The following is a 19,512-nucleotide window of genomic DNA, read 5'->3' on the forward strand; positions in this document are numbered from 1 at the left end:
CAGTCCTGGAAAAAAGCAGATACAGAGAATAAGCGCGAGAATTGCAAAGCTACAGAAAACAGCCTACCGATAAAGATAGGTTTGGTAGCATCACGATAATACGTATGGACGAGCTGAATGTCATCCATGCCGTTCGGTGCTTGTTAATAATAAGTCCCTGATATATGTTACGGACAGCTACCCATATGTATAGTAAAGTAAGAACCTGAAATACGTTCTTGGTAGGTTCGATCAATTCCGGGGACATACCAAATACATATTGAAAGACCAGATTGCCTACGGGCGTCAACCCGATACTCCAGCCTATGATCAATACAGCTACAGCCACGAACGTACATAAAATGAAACAATTTTATTCAAGTCGAATCCTTCAGGAATGAATGAATAGCAGTGAACATTTTTATTATAGATCAAGATTCGGATCGTCGGTATATGGAAAGTATAATATTGGAAACTAGGAGTGGAACTCACATGATCATCAGGGAAGCAACGATATCAGATGCCGAGGGCATCGCCAAGGTGCACGTAGATTGCTGGAGGACGACGTACAAAGAAATAATGCCCGCCCAGGTTCTGGAACAGATTTCCTATGAGCAAAGAACAGAACTGTGGAATGCGAATCTATCCAGTGAAGACGGTCATCGGGTATATGTTGCTGAAAATGAGAAGGGGGAAATCATCGGATTTGTGAGTGGGGGTCCGGAAAAGTCAGGTGAATATCCCCCGTATGGGGGAGAAATAACGGCAATTTACGTTTTGAGTGAATACCATAGTTTAGGCTTGGGGAAGAGACTATTTTTACGTCTGCTTCAACATTTCAATAGTATGGATATTCACTCTGTGATCGTATGGGTGCTAGCAGATAATCCAGCATGTACCTTTTATGAAAGGTTGGGAGCCAAACTTATAGTAGAACAACATATTATAAGTTTGGGTGGCAAAAATCTGAACATGGTGGCTTACGGTTGGATACTATTCGGATAGAATACGCTTTTGTCCTTCCAAGGCACGAATGGGTGCGATATTTTGCGTAAATTCCAACGTTCCCAGATAGCGGCCCTCTGCATCACGGATGGCAAAATAACGAATGTAGACAAACTTATCCTTGATTGGAATCCAAAAATCTTCAACATCCTTGCGGCCTGCCTTAAAATCTTCCAGCAGCTTCTCAACGACATGCACGCTTTGGGGTGGGTGGCAATTCTGTACGGTACGACCAATGACGGCTTTCGTGCGCGCGAAGATTCGTTCCTTACCATGGGAAAAATAGCGAACAACATCATTTTCATCGATAAAGGTCAGGTCAACAGGTAGATGGTTCAACAGCAGTTCCAATTGTTGTACGGATACAATCCCTGTCTCGAATCGCACGAAGCCTTGCGGTGTTCCTGATGTGCCTTCCGTTTGCTCAAGGGCTTCTGCAGGCTCCTCTGCCCGTTCGGGTATCCATTCGCGTTCGGGGGCGGTCAGGCAGAATCCAATTTCCTCGCTTTCCCGGGCTATTTTCAGCCATTCATCCTCTGTCAGCTTACTGAGTGCCATCGGCAGCAAAATATTCTCTTCCTTGAATATCATTTCATTTACTTCACTCATGATATGGGCAAGCGCCTTCCCAATCTGTTCACGATCCCCGTTATATTCGGCGAGCAGACTCTTCGCTTCCTTAATCGCGGCACGAATGCCGTCGTCCACACCCCACATGACTTTGGTCGGGCCAAAAATTCCATAGCGTTCTAGATAAGGAAAGACCAAGTTTTCTTTACGACTGTAGTGCTTGTCGAGATCCATTAGCAGACTTAAATCCTCAAGCAGCTTGTAAATAACCTTGGGACTGTCCTCCTTTTGAAATTGCTCTGCATGCAATGCCAACTTAAAGTTGACCAGTCGTTCGATCTCCCGATTTTCCAGCTTGAATGTGTGGACAGGATGTCCCGGTTGTTCCTCCGGTCCTGAAGGACGGTGAATATCCTCAATGGAGCCCTTGAAGATCGAAGTATGCACGGAACAGAGCCGCTGAACTTCCGATACGGGAATTCCCTCCTCGGTCATCAGTGCGTGCTCCATAGCTGAAATTTCCGCCACACTTACTCCGCCAACAGCCTCTGCAAAACGCGCTTTCACCTCTTCGACGCTTTTCCCGGCATGTAATTCTTTTATAATTTCCTTCAGTGTTCGTTGACGTTCTGTTAATTCCTGTGCTGTATGTTCACGGTTGTTAATTAGCTCGCTCATGATCGTTAGCTCCTTTATTTTTGAATGGTAAAACCATGTTGCAAAAACGTGCGTTCCACGGTTTCCATAGCTACTTTTTTCAATGCAATACCTTTGGACAATGTCATAAAACGACCTGCGGTTTGTAACATGCCAGGCTTGGCGATATCATGAAAACCCAGCTCTACCATAATGTCCTTCACTTCGGGATAACGGTTAACAAGGTTAAAAAGCGGCTCATCCCAGTGCAGTATCTTATCCATTTGTTCATCCCCTTGATTGAGAACGTTTATCATTTACAGAGTAGCATAGGTCCTGACGAGCTATTGTGATTGTACGCACAATTTACATTCAGGTGTTGACAGTTGTAATTCATGGTTTATATACTGTGTATAAAGATATATACAGTAATAACATTGATTACTTTAATAATAACTTCGTATGAAGAGAGAACGAGGTCGTCATTACAGGCAGTGCAGAAGGGATCAGGATAAGAAAATGACAATCATCAAGCAGGCATGGAAGATTACCCGGCAGGATTTTCGCAACAATCCATATGTTATGCTGTGGACATTGCTGTTTATTGCGTATTTGGGATTTACCATGAGTTTTGCTGTAAGTGTGCATTGGGATGAACGTGGAAACTTGAGTCCGGTAGCCGATTTTATCATGCTGGTGTTGATTCCGTTTCTCGGATACATTTATAACCGCCGTGCATTTAAATATCTTCAGGAAGATTCCTATACGCATATGCTAGCCTTTTTCCGCACCTTGCCTATACCGATGAATGCGGTGATTATGAGTCGAATTCAACAGGCGCTTTTGGCGTTTGTTGTGAATAGTGTGATATTTTTCACTCTCTTGTTTACGTTGTCAGCTACGTTTCGGGTATATGCCAGTACAGGTTTCTTTGTATCGTTTGCACTTACCTGGATAGGCTACGGAATGCTGATTCAAGCCATTTATATTCATTTGGAATTTCTTAAAAAAGGTAAATCCTACTTTTGGCTATCCATTGTCATCATGCTAATTTGTGGGATAGTTACGATTATAGTTCGAGTATGTGGGGCCAATCTGGTATCGATAACGGCATTTTACAGCAAGGAATGGCAGCTGTTGTCTCCGGTGATGTGGGGAGCGCTGCTGGCAGGAGCTCTGGGTATGTGGATGTCCTACAGGGTGACACAGCGTAAGCTTATGAAACGGGATTTAACTTAGCGGTATGTGTACAAAGATAGATAAAAAGGGGGGAGAAGCAGGTGAATATACCAGTGCAAATTGATGAGAATAGCGCGGAACCGCTGTATGCGCAGATTGAAAAGCAACTTCGCTCACTCATCGTAACCGGACAGATTGCAGCGGGAACGCTGCTTCCCTCCATTCGGGAGTTCGCAGGGACGCTCCGCTGCAGCGTCATCACCGTCCGGCGGGTCTATCAGGATTTGGAGAACGAAGGCTTGCTTCGTACCCGGCAGGGAATGGGCACCTTCGTAGCTCTGGTCGAAGACGATAAGCGCTCAGGTTACCGCCTTAAAGCAGTGACCGAGGCGTTGGAAACGGCGATTGACACAGGCATCGCTGTACAGATGACAGAACAGGAATTGTTGGAGCTTTTCGCAGAAATGGTGAAGAGAAGGTATGAAGTCCAAGTGAAGGAGTGACGCCCGTGAAAAACGATGTAAACCATCATGTGGAAGTTCCTATGGGGATACAGATAAAAACACCCATTATTGAGATGAGCCAAGTCTATAAAACTCGAGGTAACCGGGAAATTGGACCGATTAATCTAACCATTGAACCGGGATATGTAGTCGCTTTGGCTGGACATAACGGATCGGGCAAAAGTACATTGATTCATCTGCTGACTCAGCTTATCCACCCGGATTCCGGTGAAATACGTTGGTTCGGTCAAGCGTATCCGGACGGCATGCCGGCAGATACACGACAATGGGTTGGGTATATGTCAGAGCAGCCGACCCGTGAGGAAGATCGACTCACAGCAGAAGCAGCAGCGGCGTTTCGAGCCTTGTGGTATCCCGGCTGGGATGAAACACGTTTTCAGCGTCTGATGGAACGATTTCAGGTTCCTCAGCATACGAAATTATCGCGCATGTCCAAGGGAGAGCGCCGTAAGTTTGAACTGGCTGCAGCCTTGGCGCCTCACCCTCGTTTGTTGCTGCTGGATGAGCCTTCGTCGGGTTTAGACCCTTTTGCCTGGAAAATCATGCTGGAGGAACTGCGGGATTGTATGGAGAACGGCAAAACGACGGTCATTATTGCCACTCATATCATAGACGAGATTAAGCGTTTGGCGGATTATATTGTCCTGATGCATGATGGCAGGCTGCTCGGCAAGCTGGAAAAAGACCATTTGCTCGAAAATAGCAAAGAAATGTGGTTTGAAGGCACACCGGAGGAGGCATCGGAACTTCCGGGTGTTGTAGAGATGGAGAGCGAAGGCGGATTGCAGCGAATTGTAACGTTGGCAGCCGGAGAGACCAGCGCCATCTTGGAACAAGCGGGCATCCGCCCCATCCGTGTGCGGCGTTTGGAACTGGATGATATTTTAGTATATTGGTCTGCGGGACAACTATCAGAAGATGCGGAGACATACACGCAGAAAAAAGGAGCGGAGTAATCATGAACATGCTGGAATTGAAAGAGGTCGTGAAGCAATATGGGAACCACACGGCGGTGAACGGAATTTCGCTGAATGTGAACGGTGGGGAGATTTACGGACTACTGGGAGGCAATGGAGCAGGCAAAACGACAACGATGCGCATGGTGCTCGGTCTGATTTACCCTGATGGAGGTAACATTCAATATGAGGGCAAGCCCTACAGCAAGGAGCTACAGCGGACGATGGGCTATTTGCCCGAGGAGCGAGGGTTGTACCCCAAGGTGAAGGTGAGCGAGCAAATTAACTATTTGGGCAGGTTGCGCGGAATGTCGGCTAAGGAGGCGGACAAAAGTCTACGCTACTGGCTGGAGCGCTTTGGGGTGCCCGAATATTACGACAAGCGGATTGAGGAGCTATCCAAGGGAAATCAGCAGAAAATGGGCTTTATTGCCGCCGTTGTGCATCGCCCGACGCTGCTCATTTTGGATGAGGCCTTTAGTGGGCTTGATCCGGTAAACGTTGAATTGCTTAAGGATACGGTGAAAGAGCTGCGGGACGATGGGGCTGCGATTTTATTCTCGACCCACCGCATGGAGCATGTGGAGGAACTGTGCCGCCATATTACGATTTTGCATCGCTCAAATACAGTTGTGCAGGGAAGTGTGCAGGAGATTAAGGGCCGTTACCCGCGTGAAAAAGTTCGTCTCATCACTACAGGTGAAGTGAACGGACTGGAACAGCTGCCCGGCGTGCGCCGTGTAGAGCCTATGGATCGCGGCTGGATGCTGCATATTGAGCAGCCGAATGCGGCGAAGTTGGTATTACAAACGGCGTTGGAGCAAACGGATGTAGAGCATTTTGAGATCAAGGAACCTACGCTGAACGAGATTTTTATAAGAGAGGTGGGTGATTCCCATGAATAGACTGGGTACGGTAATCGGTTTTACGTTTCGTCAGAAGGCGAGAACCAAATCTTTTATCATTACAACGCTGGTACTGGCCTTGCTTATTACGCTTGGTATGAATCTGCCATATTTGATTTCTTTGTTTAAAGCAGATGGGACAGGAGGTTCGGGCACGACGGCAGCCGAGCATCATCGCTTGGGACTGATTGCCGGGAGCCGGATAGAAGTGGCGAATCAACTGGAGAAATTCACCAAGGAGCAATCCAACCCGGCAGCCATCTGGAAGCGTTATGACAACGTACAAACACCAGCCATGCAGCAAGCCTTGAAAAATGGGGAGCTGCAAGGTTACGTACAGTTCACGGAGCCTACCGACAAGGGAGACACGTTTCCTAAAGTGGAATATGTCTCTGTAGAAAAAGAGCCATCTCCTGCTGTAATTACATTGTTGCAGACGGGACTTCAGGAAGCTAAGGTCAAAGCCATTATGGGCGGCAATGCATTGACCAGTGATCAAATTCGTGAGATTAGCACACCTGTAATAGTGGACAGCAGGGAAGTAGACGGTTCGTCTGAGGCAGGGGGAGCTGTGGGGACAGAGGAAAAAGAGACCTCTATGATTAACTATGGTTTGGTCTATGTACTGATGATTTTATTCTTCACCTCCTCCATGATGACGGGGAATATGATTGCTGCAGAGGTGACATCGGAAAAAAGCTCACGTATCATGGAGATTCTCATCACAAGTGTCTCACCGTTGACCCAGATGTTCGGAAAAATTATCGGCATTTTCCTGGTCGGCCTGCTGCAAATTGCTGTCTTTGCAGCCGCTGTATGTGCCAACCTTATGCTGCCGCATAATAATGTCATTCTTAGCTCAGCCGGGCTGGATCTGTCGCAACTGAATATCGCGGTGTTGGGTTATGGTCTGGTATTCTACATCCTCGGCTACTTTCTCTACGCAGTACTGTTCGCCGCGGTGGGCTCCATTGTTAGCCGTACCGAGGAGTTGGGACAGGCGATCATGCCGATTACCGTGCTGTCACTAGCAGCCTTTTATATCGGTATCTTCAATATCGCCGCATCTGATACGATTTTCGTAAAGGTTGCCGGGTACATCCCATTTTTCTCGCCAACCGTCATGCTGTTGCGGATTGGTCTGGAACGGGCGAGCCTGCTGGAAATCTGGCTGTCACTTGGTATTCTGGTCGCCTCCATTTTGATGTTCGGTTGGCTGGCCGCCAAGATCTACCGTACGGGTGTCTTAATGTATGGTAAACGTCCTTCGTTCAAAGAGTTAAGAAAAGCTATGAAGGCTTACAAGATTTAAATTTTTAGCAATACATGTGAGTGTGTGGTGTCATAATTAATGAGAATGTATTCATAATTAATGAGAAAAAAATTTCATAATTGATGATAAATGAATATTTATACACTAGTATACATCGGTGGAGTTATTGTATGGTGTCCGAATATAAGAAGATGGCGAAGAAATAAACTATTTGAGGGGAATGATTTAAAATGACAAAAGAAAAGGATTAGTACTGTAAAAATAAAGTAATAGACTGGAGTCGTTGACTTAACAACGTTTTCGAATTGAAGAACCGTCAACTTTTGAGAAATAAGTTTTAGACTAATCCATTAAATGAAACAGCGGCAGAACAAGACCTGATAAATAAGGTCTTAGACTGCCGCTGTTGTTGTTAAACTAACGTTTCCCGTTAGTCTAACATTACATATTTAACTATTTATAAAGTTTTTTAAATCATTTTCTATAAAGTGATTTGGTTTCCATCCTTTTATTAGCTTATCTACTAAAAATGTATCTACCGCACTCAATGAAATTCCTAATAAAGTGCCAGCTCCTGAGCCACCTACTGTATTAAGTAAACCTGCACTTGTAAACAGCCCAACCTGATTGTTTTAGATGGTAATTTCTCAGCCCAAGTATTTGCATTATTAGCATTAAAGTATTCCTGTATTAAATTAGCTTCTGGGGGTAAATCACCAATAAACTCCTTGAATTTTCTACTATTTTCATATATAGATATATACTCTGAAAAAGTCTTTTCCCCGGAATTCAAAACTCCTCTAACATTTCCAGTTTTCAGTACAAAATTATTAAATGTTTCTATACTATTACTTCCACTAACGATTTTGTTATAAAGGGAATCAAATCTGTTCGCAATTAAGATAGAAGATGATGGGCTTAATTGGAAATCCGATGAGTGCTTTGACCATACTTCAAAGCTAGAAAAAGTCGAAAAATAACTTCCTAGAAATGAGAGAGGGTCAATTATCTCTTTACTAATATTATGTTCTAATTCATATCTTTTTAAAAGAGCATCATCTTCTATGATGTGTAATTTTAACTTAATATCTTTTGGAAGTTTCTTTAAAAGTAAAGGATTGGTCTTTATAAGGGAATTTTCTAAGTAATTTATGATTTGTTCTTCAGATTCCATTTCTTCTGCATACTTTTTTGTTGTTTCAAAATAAATATCATCTCTACTCATTAATCTGTAAAGTTTTCTTGCCAAAGGTAAGTCTGTAAAATGCCCATTAGGACTATTCAACCCACCTTTTTCCCACAAGTAATCTAAGTATGGGTCTACATCATCTTCATCCATTGAGGTAAACATTATTTCTGTTTTATCATCGTGGTGGAAAGTTCTAGTAACTGGTACAACCCAGAAATAAACTAATTCAATATTTTCTTTGTGTTCTTCTAAAAATGGAATAAATTCAGCAGGATGGACTTGTGAAAACAAACGATTTAACAGATTCTCATTGACGATTATTTTTACCTTATCATAAAAAATTGCTTTCTCTGCTATTGTCCCTAAATCGCAATCACTAGAAACACATATACTTTCAAACATTACAGCAACCTCCATATAATCCACATGGTATAATCTACCATTACTAATCTGCTGCATTAATTCAAGTACATTTATTCACAATCCATATAGTAATTTTAACATAAAGACTCAATAATAAATCACTCCCCCCTTATGAGGGATCAATATTTTTTACAATGCTACAACCATACTAGTTATTGAAATCTCATGGTTAACCTATCTGTCCGTTAGCTTAATGAAGCATCGTCAGTCTCTCTATTTCCTCAGTCTACAACTTTATTTGCTGAGTCTAACACTTTATTTTTTAGTCTAGAACGTTATTTTCTCCTGACAATTAAAATGCGCTGATGTTATTGAGTATTGTGGTACTACTGATTCTTTGGGATGGCTAATGAGTACAACAGGTTCAATACTAAAAGAAGCCAGGAGAATGATGGGCTCGGAGTCTTAAGTAGGATAAGAAAGTAAATAATATGTAATTTCTCCGAATAGGTAGGTTCAATTGCGAACCTACCTTTTTTCATTGAATACAGTTATAGCTATTTCTATAAATAAAAAAATTATTTGTATTATGCGACATAAGGACAATTTATTTTTAAATATATCTTTTAAGAAAATCTAATATAAACGTATTATTTATATCAGATTCATTTAAGTATAAACTGCTACTTATAAGCCTAACTTTACGCAAATGCAATAATTAGAAAGGAGATAGGGCTGAATTGTGAAGAGGTTTTTCGTCTTTTTAAAAATGAGATCTACGCTAAATGCTTCTCTTAACTCATTTTAATTTAGTTACCAAAATACCTTCTACAGTTCGGGCGCTTACTCATCTGAAAAATTCATTACACATCAAAACTTAATTAACGCGAAAAACATAACTTATTTGGAGGAATATCATTGAAAATCAAAGTGCTGATTCAATTTCTTATTTATTTATGTCTATATTGTAATGATAGAAGTACACTATGGTTATTAACTATAAGGAGCAAAAAAATAAAACATAAGAATGTGAGAAAGATTAATTTTTTAGTTTTGCTATCTCTCTCATTCATACTACCTTGGTATCTGAAAATCTTATTCATCTTACCTTGCTTAAAAATAACAGTGTATATGCTCTGAATAAAAATGGTTCCCTGTATCTTTGTTACATACAACTTGATTAGGAAGACTTCGTGGAGCCTCTATGAACGATGCATGTCTCAAGATGAATGGTCTCATTCCGTCGATCCGGCTGCTCCAATCGAGCCAACAAGGACTCAACGACGCGTGTACCGAGTCCGTACGGATAAGTATGTACGGTCGTGAGCGGAGGATCGATAATCTTGGCATTAGCAATATCGTCAAAACCTGTTACCTCGATTTGTCCAGGAACATCGATGTGCAGCTCCTTTAGCGCACGAATAACCGAAATTCCAATATCATCGTTGGCACAAACAAATGCTGTCGGAAGCTTTGGAAGCTGCTTCAACTGTTCAAGCATCCACTCAACAGATAGATAAGGATTGTTGTCCTCAAGCTTGATGCTGAACGTCTCTCCAGATGAAGCGCGATGCATCCGGAGGGCTTGATCGTAACCAAGCCAACGCTCATAGAAGCTTCGACAGTGATTGTGGTCTCCGATAAATCCAATCTCCGAATGGCCGCGTCCAATGAGAGAACGAGTAAGATTGTATGTCGTGCGGTGATTCTCCATCAAGAGGATGTCGAATTTGTGTGGAGAGTTCAACGACTCTGGCAAAAAATCGATAAATACCGTTGGAATGCCCGTGTTTAGAATAGTTTCAATATAGGCTTCTTGGAAGATCTCAATACAAACAATTCCGTTCACATTTGATTGGTTAATATTGGAGGGCAGTGTGCATGAATGGATATCCTCAGGATTGACAAGAGATAAGATCAGATTAAAGCCTTCAGCGCGCAGGGAGGTTTCCATTCCTTTAATCGTTTCAGAGTAGAAGCTGATGGCGTTAATGTCCCCTCGTGTAAGAAGAGCAATATTGCCTCCATTCATAAAACTGTAGTTTTTGTATTTCATCTCCGCTGCTTTTTGGATTACTCTCTTTTTTGTGCCCTCTGGAATTTGCGGATGGTTGTTGAGGGCTTTGGATATGGTATTTCGAGACAGCCCCATTGCATCCGCGATGTCTTGAACCGTTACTTTCTCAGCCATAATAAGCTCCTTTTTATCCTGCTTCATAAAATCTTAAATGATAAACAAAAATTTATTCAAATGTAAATGTGAATGTGGTTTTTAGCTTGAAAACAATTCTTTGATCTTGCATACTGCTAATAAACATTCCCCTCTTATACTACACTACTCTTTGCCTTTTTTGTAGTAAGAGTTAGATAAAAAAGATTCTATACTATTAGGATAAATCGGTGTTCTTCTAAGAAAAGAAAGAGAGCTAGGCCCCTTCTCGTGAGGGTTTGCTATCAAGGAAATATATAAACTTAAACAAGTAACAGAGTGAGTGGGATTTTCATTGCTTTTTATTTTTGAAAGCGCTATACTTTTGGTTATATAAATTAATGTTTATAAATATTGATTATAAATGTAAACTTGATGAACAATTAAATGCACAAGTATAAGTATTTTGAGGGTAAGGATGGAGGTAAACTAAAATGAGCTCTGTATAACCGGCTGTGATTTTATTGAGCTTTTCCGCCGGATAGCCAAATTACAGATTCGCTACACAACTCCTAAGACGGGGTCGAAAATTACAAACACTGAGTATTCTGCGGCGGGTCTTGCCGTTCCCGTTGGCTGGGAAACCGATGTCAATGCAGCAGTTTATAGCGAGATTTAAATGGGGTGCTGCGTAAGGATTCCTACTGCTTGTAATATATCGTAGGTACGGGGGGGCGGTGTTAGTGTTTATTCGGAAGGTGAAATTATACATATACTTGTATATCCGAAGAGTGGACAAATGCTGACCAGACGGCATTCTGAAGATGAATTCGTTAACATAGGGACGCCTTGAAGGCCATTGAAGCCAGATGAGAAAAAGGACCACGAGCTGCCGTTGAACCATATCGCATTAGATATGGAAGCCTTCTATATTGCTGGTCCATAAACCCGTGTCATTTTACTTTTGTCAACTCACAAAATTTTTTGGGCGGCGTTATGCAGCTGCTGCTGATTTTCCCGCTGAACCGGTAGGTTGTGCTCCGGAACCTGAACGGTTATGTCAATTTAAGTGCCATTTTGGAGCATAAGGATGAGTATAGTGTTCCACCGGGCTCGGATATTATTGAAAATTAACAAAAAGGGAAAGAGAGAGGGGAGTCGGAGTTTGAACATTCCCAATAGTCTCGTTCAGATCCTAAAATAGAAATCACAAGTTCAAGCTCTATATATTTTATAACAAATTTAATATGCTATCCCGGCCAGTTACTGTGCTGTAACTGGCCGCCTTCTACTTTTTTGGTAGAAGATGATTATTCCGTAGAGTAGAAATGGAGGGTAATCGATGAAAAAGAAATTCAAAGCTGTGCTGCACATCCTCATGGTGATGGCTATTATTATGACTTCATCTGGAGTTTACGCCGCTAGTCCTGATACCGGCTGGGCTGCACGGGCGGTAGGTAACACAGGAAAATCGGAAAAGGAGGGTCTTTCTATTTTTGAAAACGTTATAAATCTAAATACAAATTTGACAGGATGGCAGGTAAAAGGAAATGGCAAGTGGGGAGATGCCGCAGAAGGGCTCCTGCTGACATCTGATCCGCAGGAGGACGTGATGGCCATCTCAGAAACAATAGCAGATGATTTCCTGTATGAAGCCGATGTTATGATCAAGGATATGCAAGCGGATGCTTCTTTGCTCTTCCGTTCCAATGAAGACGGATTGAATTCGTATATGCTTCAAATTGCACCGCAGTCCGGTATTATCCGTTTAAAAGATGCGGGCAGTGGAGCAGGTAAATTAAATGAAGAGCATCCGGTTTCGCTCAAAAAAGGGGAGATCTATCATCTCAAGGTAAAAGCTGAAGGGGCCTCGCTGAAAGTATATTGGGGAACTCAATATAAGCCTGTGATTGATGTTCAAGACAGTTCATACCGATCTGGCCGCCTTGGACTTCACGTCTGGGATGGGTCAGCCTTGTTCCAAAACATAACCGTTAGCGATCTGAAAGGGAATCTGGGTTTGGTACTTGTGAAAAAAGGACAGTGGCAGCCTGACCTCAGCGGCCAAAAAGGAACGTCTGTGAACCAGAGCAAGGCTCAGCAAATCTATAGCAGGCAAGCTGCTGACTTTGTATATGAAGGAACAATCGTTTTCCGCTCCGATGCTGCTGCCGCTCTAGCTTTCCGGTCCTCTACCGATGGAACACGTGGATATGAAGCTACTCTGGTGAAGGAAGGAGAGCAGGTCCGCGTATCGCTGACGAAAGCGGATGGAACTGCAATTGCAGGCTCAGAGCGACCTTATCCGAGCTTAGCGGGGGCGAAGCATTATATGGAAGTAAAGGCAATGGGTAACCGGATTCAAGTTTTCGTGGACGGTTATACTCCACCAGCAATCGATGTAACGGATCATTCGTATTCAACAGGAAACGCCGGTCTTGTTGTGAAAAAAGGAAGCGCTTACTTTCGGGATACTTATGTCACGGAAGCTAATAATTATTATACTGAAACCTATCGTCCCCAGTATCATTATACACCGATCCGTGGGTACGCCAGTGACCCGAACGGGTTGGTCTATTTCGAAGGTGAATACCATCTTTTCCATCAGGATGGAGGCACATGGGCCCATGCCGTCAGCAAGGATATGCTGAGCTGGAAACGTCTGCCGATTGCACTTCCGTGGAATGATTACGGGCATATCTGGTCCGGATCTGCTGTGGCGGATGTAACGAATACTTCAGGCTTATTTACGGATTCGGGCGGCAAAGGTCTGATCGCCTATTATACTTCCTATAACCCGGATGGTCCTAATGGCAACCAGCGCATTGGCCTTGCTTACAGCAAGGATCAGGGGCGTACGTGGCATTATGCCAAGAATCGTCCGATCGTGGTTGAGAACCCCGGCAAGAACGGGGAAGAACCGGGGGGATGGGATTTCCGCGACCCTAAGGTGATTCGCGATGACGAGCATAATCGCTGGGTCATGGTAGTGTCCGGTGGTGATCATATCCGGTTCTTTACATCGGCTAATTTGCTGGACTGGACGTTGACCGACAATTGGGGTTATGGAGATTATGTTCGTGGCGGTGTGTGGGAATGCCCTGACCTGTTCCCACTGGTCGTGCAGGAAACGTCAGAGAAGAAGTGGGTTCTCATGATCAGTACAGGGGCGAATTCGGCAACAGGAGGATCGGATTCTGAATATTTTGTGGGAAGTCTGACTGCAGAGGGGAAATTCGTAAATGACAATCCGGCAGGAAAGGTGCTGAGAACGGATTTTGGCAAGGAGTATTATGCATCCATGTCTTTCTCGGACATGACGGATGGGCGCAGAGTGATGTTGGCGTGGATGTCCAACTGGGATTATCCGTTCGCTTTTCCGACTTCGGGCTGGAAGGGGGGACTGACTGTTCCGAGAGAGGTTGCTCTGGTCATGACCCCAGACGGACTCCGTCTCGCCCAGGGTCCGATCAAGGAGATGGAACATCTGCGCAGCAGGCTGTTCTCTGTAACTGACAAGATGATCAATCCATCTTCTCCAAACCTGCTGAAGGGACTTGTTTCTGGAGCATATGAGATTGAAGCCGAACTGGAGATTCCGGCTGGAAGTAACGTAACAGAGTTTGGTTTTAATCTACGTGAAGGTGTGAATCAGAAGACTGTGGTGGGTTATAAGCCAGGCGAAAGTAAATTGTTCGTGGATCGCTCTGCTTCCGGAGCTACGGATTTCTCCAATCTGTTTACCACAAGACATGAAACGGGGATGAAAGCCGAGAACAAGCGGATCCAGATGCGGATTTTGGTGGATGAATCCTCTGTTGAGGTCTTCGCTAATGGAGGCAAGGTGGTTTTCTCCGAGGTCATATTTCCTGATCCGGCCAGTAGGGAGATGAGCTTCTATAATCAGGGTGGCAATGTGAAGATTGTTTCTCTGTCGGTAAACAAGCTTGGATCAGTGTGGAATTCGGATAACGATTCGCCACTACGGATTGCAATGGACACGGGTGACCGTGAACTAGGGATAGGGCAAAGCGAAACGCTGCGGGCGGCAGTGGAGAATGGGCCTGGCAATGGTGTTCACCCGCTGGAGTGGAAATCCAGTAATGCCAAGGTGGTAGGCATAAAGGGAGCCGGCGCTTCTCAGGCAACTCTTATGGCCAAAAAAGAGGGCGAGTCCGTCATTACTGTATCCACCCCGAATGGAAAGGCATCCGCCAGCCTTCTTGTAAAAGTCTCTGGCGGCGAGTTTCATACCAGTCTCAGCGGCTGGACCCCAGATCCGTCAATGGCTTCATGGGTACTCAGCAAGGATGGAATTCGTGGAAGATACTCAAGCGACGCGAATTATATGGCCCAGGAGCAGGCTGGGGATTTTACTTATGAAGCTGAACTGAAGCTTGGCACGTCCGGCGGGGCTGGTTCACTTCTGTTCCGTGCAAGCGAGGATGGGCACAGCGGCTACTACCTGAATCTAGATCCTAACATGAAGTCTATTCGCCTGTTCTACAAAATAGATGGACGATTCGAGGAACGACAGGTTCTGGCGAAAGTCCCGGTCTTCATCCAGCGAGGCCAAACCTATAAAATAAAGATTCAAGCGGAAGGCCCGCATATCGTGGTACATATGGGAGGACTGAAAATAATGGATCTGAAGGATGGGACCTTTGCCGAAGGTCATTTCGGACTTCATGTCTTTGGCGGCTCTGTCTCTTATCAGAATGTAAATGTGACAGGAGGGAAACCGGCCAAGTTGAGGGTATCAAGCCTCGTGAACGTAGCATTCCAAAAATCCATATATACAGCCCGCCTGGCAAATGGCGAAGCAGTTAGTGTACAGGATGCAAATGAAGCCTCGGATCAAAAATGGGTGTTTGTGCCGACCGGAGATGATGCAGGTTCCTATTCCATCCGAACGACCTCCGGACAGGCGCTGGATCTGGACGCGGAGCACAATAAAATTCAGCTCTATTCTTATTTGGGCTACAATAATCAGCGGTGGATTGTCCACAAAAATAGGGATGGTTCGGTTGTCATTATCTCAGTTTATCATAATAGGGCTTTGACCATATCCGAGGATGGTTCAAAGCTTACGTTAGAGACTCCTCCAACGGATGAAATGCGACGAAATAGGTGGAAAGTAAGCTCTGATTTTTAGTTCTATCTTGTAGAAAAGCCCCTTCGCTTGGCGTAGAGGGGCTTTTGGCAAAAGGCGGATTTGTTATTGTGTTCATGCAGCTTCAGCTTACTTCTGTCAGGTTAGGAAAATCAATTTCTTGCTGGTCAGGAAAGCGTCGAGCTTCTTTCGCTTTTCGTATCGCCAGCGAGTGATAGAGACTGAGTGATAGAGACATATGAACAAGACCCGTTGAGATGTCCATGCTGCAAGCACCAGATGTTGCTTGTGGTGATTTGGCATGCCGATTTGGACGGATTTATTATTATGTGCAACGAGAATATAAAAAATCAAAAGAAATGGTGAATAATAAATGATGATAAACCACGAGGCCAAGGGAACGAATAGGATAAAATGAAATGGATTTGTAGGAGCCAAGGGAAAAGAGCTTTAGGTATGGATAGACTTTGTGTGGAATGTGGGACGGAATCGAATAAACCAAACATAACTTAACGATGGGGGCATTATTAATGAATATGGATGATGAGAAATTACTGTAGTGCTTTCAGAATGAGACTTTTCCCCTTGTAAGAAACAATTTTTAGACAGGGGAATGATGTACTTTGAAAATTTCAGATCGAGTATTAAGGCTTTATCTAAATCACATTTGCTTGGATTTGTGGCGGGGGCCTTACGGCGGTAAAAAGCACTATGACTAAGACGAAAGCCTCCAAGTGGGGAGTATTATTCTTCTGATGACCATACCTTTGATTATCAGGGCAAAGCTAACCCTCAGGACCATCCGGCAATTTTAAGTCACTTTATCGATTGGGAGTGGTTTTTCTTAGGTTGTGGGAACGATAGAGTCAATGGTTCTTCGGTCTTTGATGAAAGTGTTGAGTTCATTATTTTAGAGTTATAACAAATGGGTAAAAAGAAGCCCATTATCGTCGATACCTTTATGGAACCAGCATTTTTAAGAGGAATTTCGCCTACAACCAGGTTTTCTTTGTGTTTGCCGAAGATGGACTAATTCGATCAGAGTATTTAGATCGAGATCACCTGAGAGGCATGGAGGATTTATTTCCTGTTTTATTTGATCCACAATGTACAAGAAGTGAAACACTAAATACAGTTGTTAAAGCTTCAAATCACTACCTACAATAAGCACAGCAATGTGAATTAAAATGTTTTATGAAAACATCTGAGTCAAATAAAAATGGAATATTATCGGCAATCGAAAATATTTTGGTCTGTCTTAAATACAAGGAGCTACTACATAGGATAGTAGTAGTTTCCTTTTGATTAAACTCCCTTGATATGATTTAGTTTCCTCACTTCACTTTCCAAGGAATAACTAAAAAGGTGCCAGCGACCCTAGGATCGTCGGGACACCTTTGCTGTTCTTACAGTTCGATTTTTGTTTCACCCTGTTGCTCTATGAAATGCTTAACTTCTTCCAACGATGGCAAGGCTGCAATCGCTCCAACTTTAGTGCACACGATAGCGCCGACTTGATTGGCAAGTGTTATAAATTCCTGCTGTTGCTCCCAATCGGAGGTAAATGCCTTGGGCTGACTCAGCTGGCTGATTTGATACAGCATAGCTCCGACGAAGGCATCACCGGCACCGGTAGAATCGATCGATTTAACAGTAATACTGCTGATTAGCGAACGGGAGGTACCGCTTGAGATGAGAGTACCTTCTTTCCCCAAGGTAACTGCCACCGTTTTGGCTCCCAACCCATGCAAAAGATCCAATGAAGCATTGCGGTCAGTCAGCCCCGTAATGATATTTAATTCCTCTTCGCTTACCTTTACGAAATCCGCATTGTGTATTCCTCTTCTGGACAATGTTATAAACTCCTCCAGCCTATCTTTCCAGAGGTCCCCCCGGTAATTGGGATCAAAGGAGGTAAATTGCCCATTGGCTTTCGCTTCGTCCAATAAAGACAAATACGCTTCCCGGAAAGGATCGGCGAGCAAGGCCGTTGCCGAGCCAAAATGCAGAATGGCAGCCTGTCGAGTCCATTCTCTATCAATGTCCTGCAGAGACAGCTGACGGTCAGCTCCGCGGTTGAATACGAAATCTCGTTCGCCGTTAGCGGCAAGGGAAACAAAGGCCAGTGTAGTCGGTGTTTCCGGATCAAAAAGAAGCATGGAAGTATCCACATGCTGCTCCTCCAGCGTTTGCTTCAGGTAGATACCGAAGGGATCAGCACCGATTTTCCCCAAGAATGACGCTTTTCCTCCGAGTTTGGCTACGGCTGCGCTTACATTTGCCGGAGCACCGCCAGCCTGCTTGGAGAAATGCTGACCCTTGGCAAGATTAACATCAATATCCGTGCAGAAAAAATCAATGAGCAACTCGCCCACACAAAGAACCGTTCTGTCATTTTTCACTTTGATTCACCTCTTGGTAGATTTAGTTTAGAACAGGGGTCGAGTCCCGGTATACGATATCCGTTGCAACATGAGTCACTCGGTATGGCATGGTATTGTCTTTGATTCTGGACAATAACATTTCGGCTGAAATAATACCCATCTGACTACTGTAAATATGCACGGTTGTAAGATGAGGCTCGACAACCCGGGATTCCGAAGCATCATCGAACCCGCAGACAGCAACATCTTCTGGGACTTTAATCCCTTTGTTTTTTAAAGATTTGATCACGTTGATGGCAATGAAATCATTGGCGCAAATAAAGACGGAGGGACACTCCCTCAGAGCATCCAACTGCTGTTCCATCCAGTTCTCCTCTATAAAGAAGTTGCGGTCAGGCGCTACAATGCTATGGGCAGGATCTACGGCGATTCCTGCTTCTGCTAAGGCCCTATTAAATCCGGTCCAGCGTTCATTGAAGCTTTTGCAGTGATTGTAATCGCCTACAAAACCGAAGCTTTCATAGCCATGATCGATTAATTTCCGGGTAACACAGTATGTGCTGTGTTCATTTTCCATTAATACCAGATCCGCCTTCAATTCTGGATACATCATATCCGCAGCGCAATCAATAAAAATGGTTGGGATGCAAAGATCTGTGATCAGCTTGCTGTATTCCTTGCTGAACATTTCGATGCAGAAAATGCCAGCCACATTCGAAGGTTCAAAATTGCCGGGTAGGGTCATCGAATTGATATCATTCTCACGGACAAAATAAATGGATAAAGTATAGCCCTGTTTGCTGATTTCCTTCTCCAGTCCGCTGATCAACAAAGATCCAAAGTGTGAGCTATTAGGAAGATTACAGGTCAAAAGTGCGATATTGCCTTGTTTTTCAGAAGTTGTTTCCATATAAGAAAATTGTTTGTATTTAAGCTCCATTGCTTTTTTGACCACCTTGTCCCTAGTAACGGTGGGAATACTCTCCACTCCATTAAGCGCCTTGGATGCAGTGTTTCTGGAAATTCCCAAGGCATCAGCGATATCTTGTATCGTAACCTTTGACTTTCTCGTCATATTGTTCACCTTATTCTCCGAATTAAGATTCTTCATATTTCTAAATATATAGTATTTTCATGTTTTTAACAATGTATTTATTCAAATGAACAATAATGGTTTACGTTTGTTTATTTATATTGTGTATTTTTGATGTATTTTTGCTAAAAACATTATAATTATCTTGAAATACGCTTTTTGAATGAATTTTTCACCCGAATTATATTGACTAA

13 protein-coding genes are annotated in these 19,512 nt (G+C 43.6%); 7 read left to right on the forward strand and 6 right to left on the reverse strand.

Going from position 1 to position 19,512, the window contains the following annotated elements; all coding sequences use genetic code 11:
- Positions 1–471 precede the first annotated feature (471 nt).
- Positions 472–984: a GNAT family N-acetyltransferase gene (locus MKX46_RS18540; protein WP_039270419.1), complete on the forward strand. Its 513-nt coding sequence runs from the start codon at positions 472–474 to the stop codon at positions 982–984.
- Here MKX46_RS18540 and MKX46_RS18545 read toward each other — a convergent pair.
- Positions 973–2,232, reverse strand: a complete 1,260-nt coding sequence (locus MKX46_RS18545) for a DUF438 domain-containing protein (RefSeq protein WP_029515937.1) — start codon at positions 2,230–2,232, stop codon at positions 973–975. The two genes, MKX46_RS18540 and MKX46_RS18545, sit on opposite strands and share 12 nt — an antisense overlap.
- A gap of 14 nt (positions 2,233–2,246) precedes the next feature.
- On the reverse strand, positions 2,247–2,474 hold the full coding sequence (locus MKX46_RS18550; protein WP_341071607.1) for a DUF1858 domain-containing protein: 228 nt from the start codon (positions 2,472–2,474) through the stop codon (positions 2,247–2,249).
- A 235-nt stretch (positions 2,475–2,709) separates the two neighbouring features.
- Between MKX46_RS18550 and MKX46_RS18555 the strand changes: the two genes are divergently transcribed.
- The 5 genes from MKX46_RS18555 to MKX46_RS18575 are packed head-to-tail and all read left to right on the forward strand — an operon-like array spanning position 2,710 to position 7,066.
- The gene (locus MKX46_RS18555) at positions 2,710–3,429 is read left to right on the forward strand and encodes a hypothetical protein (protein ID WP_029515935.1); all 720 of its coding nucleotides are present in this window, start codon (positions 2,710–2,712) and stop codon (positions 3,427–3,429) included.
- A gap of 41 nt (positions 3,430–3,470) precedes the next feature.
- A complete protein-coding gene (locus MKX46_RS18560) occupies positions 3,471–3,872 on the forward strand; it encodes a GntR family transcriptional regulator (protein WP_029515934.1) in 402 nt (133 codons plus the stop codon).
- Positions 3,873–3,913: 41 nt separating this feature from the next.
- On the forward strand, positions 3,914–4,849 hold the full coding sequence (locus MKX46_RS18565) for an ATP-binding cassette domain-containing protein (protein WP_069010966.1): 936 nt from the start codon (positions 3,914–3,916) through the stop codon (positions 4,847–4,849).
- A 2-nt stretch (positions 4,850–4,851) separates the two neighbouring features.
- Entirely contained in the window at positions 4,852–5,754 is a 903-nt protein-coding gene (locus MKX46_RS18570; RefSeq protein WP_029515932.1) for an ABC transporter ATP-binding protein, read from the forward strand.
- Complete coding sequence (locus MKX46_RS18575; RefSeq protein WP_029515931.1) at positions 5,747–7,066, forward strand: ABC transporter permease; 1,320 nt, start codon at positions 5,747–5,749, stop codon at positions 7,064–7,066. Before MKX46_RS18570 ends, MKX46_RS18575 begins: the two co-directional genes overlap by 8 nt.
- Positions 7,067–7,610: 544 nt before the next feature.
- Here MKX46_RS18575 and MKX46_RS18580 read toward each other — a convergent pair.
- Positions 7,611–8,618: a hypothetical protein gene (locus MKX46_RS18580; protein ID WP_341071608.1), complete on the reverse strand. Its 1,008-nt coding sequence runs from the start codon at positions 8,616–8,618 to the stop codon at positions 7,611–7,613.
- Between the two features lie 1,141 nt (positions 8,619–9,759).
- On the reverse strand, positions 9,760–10,770 hold the full coding sequence (locus tag MKX46_RS18585) for a LacI family DNA-binding transcriptional regulator (protein WP_029515929.1): 1,011 nt from the start codon (positions 10,768–10,770) through the stop codon (positions 9,760–9,762).
- A gap of 1,300 nt (positions 10,771–12,070) precedes the next feature.
- Between MKX46_RS18585 and MKX46_RS18590 the strand changes: the two genes are divergently transcribed.
- Entirely contained in the window at positions 12,071–15,883 is a 3,813-nt protein-coding gene (locus MKX46_RS18590) for a GH32 C-terminal domain-containing protein (RefSeq protein WP_341071609.1), read from the forward strand.
- Positions 15,884–17,247: 1,364 nt separating this feature from the next.
- On the opposite strand, the gene MKX46_RS18595 is transcribed toward MKX46_RS18590, so the two are convergent.
- Complete coding sequence (locus MKX46_RS18595; protein ID WP_029515926.1) at positions 17,248–18,243, reverse strand: carbohydrate kinase family protein; 996 nt, start codon at positions 18,241–18,243, stop codon at positions 17,248–17,250.
- A gap of 22 nt (positions 18,244–18,265) precedes the next feature.
- Positions 18,266–19,300 carry a LacI family DNA-binding transcriptional regulator gene (locus MKX46_RS18600; protein WP_341071610.1) on the reverse strand — a complete coding sequence of 345 codons (1,035 nt, stop codon included), beginning with the start codon at positions 19,298–19,300 and terminating at the stop codon, positions 18,266–18,268.
- Positions 19,301–19,512 lie beyond the last annotated feature (212 nt).

Origin of the sequence: Paenibacillus sp. FSL P4-0113, assembly GCF_038009305.1 — a bacterium.
Taxonomy (GTDB): Bacteria; Bacillota; Bacilli; order Paenibacillales; family Paenibacillaceae; genus Paenibacillus; species Paenibacillus polymyxa_D.

Bases quoted from the DNA above. Each gene is read 5' to 3' on its own strand.
- MKX46_RS18565 (WP_069010966.1), top strand. From the start codon at position 3,914: ATGGGGATACAGATAAAAACACCCATTATTGAGATGAGCCAAGTCTAT.
- MKX46_RS18555 (WP_029515935.1), top strand. From the start codon at position 2,710: ATGACAATCATCAAGCAGGCATGGAAGATTACCCGGCAGGATTTTCGC.
- MKX46_RS18585 (WP_029515929.1), bottom strand. From the start codon at position 10,770: ATGGCTGAGAAAGTAACGGTTCAAGACATCGCGGATGCAATGGGGCTG.
- MKX46_RS18570 (WP_029515932.1), top strand. From the start codon at position 4,852: ATGAACATGCTGGAATTGAAAGAGGTCGTGAAGCAATATGGGAACCAC.
- MKX46_RS18600 (WP_341071610.1), bottom strand. From the start codon at position 19,300: ATGACGAGAAAGTCAAAGGTTACGATACAAGATATCGCTGATGCCTTG.
- MKX46_RS18590 (WP_341071609.1), top strand. From the start codon at position 12,071: ATGAAAAAGAAATTCAAAGCTGTGCTGCACATCCTCATGGTGATGGCT.
- MKX46_RS18580 (WP_341071608.1), bottom strand. From the start codon at position 8,618: ATGTTTGAAAGTATATGTGTTTCTAGTGATTGCGATTTAGGGACAATA.
- MKX46_RS18540 (WP_039270419.1), top strand. From the start codon at position 472: ATGATCATCAGGGAAGCAACGATATCAGATGCCGAGGGCATCGCCAAG.
- MKX46_RS18545 (WP_029515937.1), bottom strand. From the start codon at position 2,232: ATGAGCGAGCTAATTAACAACCGTGAACATACAGCACAGGAATTAACA.
- MKX46_RS18575 (WP_029515931.1), top strand. From the start codon at position 5,747: ATGAATAGACTGGGTACGGTAATCGGTTTTACGTTTCGTCAGAAGGCG.
- MKX46_RS18550 (WP_341071607.1), bottom strand. From the start codon at position 2,474: ATGGATAAGATACTGCACTGGGATGAGCCGCTTTTTAACCTTGTTAAC.